Here is a 1,116-nt window from a genome sequence, read left to right on the forward strand (position 1 = left end):
ATACAATATAGGGGGTTATTATGAAAGATAACGTAGAAAAATTTGAGCTATTATACCAAGGATATAACGAATTACTAAAGATAAATGCAACAAAGGGAGATATATTCAAGGTAGAGTCAGGCTCTATGATGGGAATGACTCCAACTTTTGAGCGTAAGTCAAATATCGGTAATACTGGGACGATGCTTTCAGGAGTTATGTCTGAATATAAAGCTACAGGAGATGGAGAATTGCTAATTACTCCTAAAGATATGGGCAATATTATGAAGATAGAAATGGATGGAGGTAGACAATATAGAATAAGTAATGGAAGATTTTTGGCTTGCACCGAGGGTATTAACATAGAGACAAAATCAAAAACAAAGTCTAAAGGAATATTTGGTAGTGGTGAAGGATTATTTGCAGCAAGAGTTGTTGGCGAGGGAACTTTATTTTTAAATTTATATGGAGTATTACATAAGATTAGTCTTGATTTAGATGAAGAATATATAGTAGATTCAGATCATCTGGTTATATGGGACAATGATATGGAGTTTACGAGAAAAATGCCTAAAAAAGAACTGAGTAATTCTCTTTTTAGTGGAGAATATACTTCAGTTAAGTTCACTGGACCTGGGGAAATATGGATGCAAACTAGAAAAGCATTGGCAGTAAGTACAGGAGTGTAATTATAAATAATACGATTGACAGGAGATTAGTGTGATAAGAAAATTTATAGATAGATGTAAACAGTATAATAAAGTAAATGAGAATAAAAATGAGAAGGTATGTCGTTGCTTTAATGTATGTAGTGACGATATAAAAAATGCAGTCACAAAAGGCGCTAAGACGATAAGTGATGTAAGAGAAAAAACTAAAGCTGGTATGGGATGTGGTAGATGTAATGCTAGTGTAGAGCGAATTACATATAAAGCTATTAAAAATAGATAGAAATATATACGTTTGAGTTCAAATAGCCCTTCCAATTTTGAAGGGCTATTTTTATTAAGAGATAAGAAGGCAGGTTAAGAAATGAACAATATAATTATTAAAAAACTAACTAATGAAGATGATATTCCGTATAATTTACTTTTATTGGCAGATCCATCAATTGAAATAATCAATGAATATATACAT

At 31.5% G+C, this 1,116-nt stretch carries 2 protein-coding genes; both read left to right on the top strand.

Annotated elements, in window-relative coordinates; all coding sequences use genetic code 11:
• Nucleotides 1-20 precede the first annotated feature (20 nt).
• On the top strand, nucleotides 21-668 hold the full coding sequence (locus tag CHL78_RS20200; protein ID WP_094368576.1) for an AIM24 family protein: 648 nt from the start codon (nucleotides 21-23) through the stop codon (nucleotides 666-668).
• 31 nt (nucleotides 669-699) lie between these two features.
• Nucleotides 700-930 carry a (2Fe-2S)-binding protein gene (locus tag CHL78_RS20205; protein ID WP_158540748.1) on the top strand — a complete coding sequence of 77 codons (231 nt, stop codon included), beginning with the start codon at nucleotides 700-702 and terminating at the stop codon, nucleotides 928-930.
• The last annotated feature ends 186 nt before the right edge of the window (nucleotides 931-1,116 follow it).

Origin of the sequence: Romboutsia weinsteinii, from assembly GCF_002250835.2 — a bacterium.
Lineage (GTDB): Bacteria > Bacillota > Clostridia > Peptostreptococcales > Peptostreptococcaceae > Romboutsia_A > Romboutsia_A weinsteinii.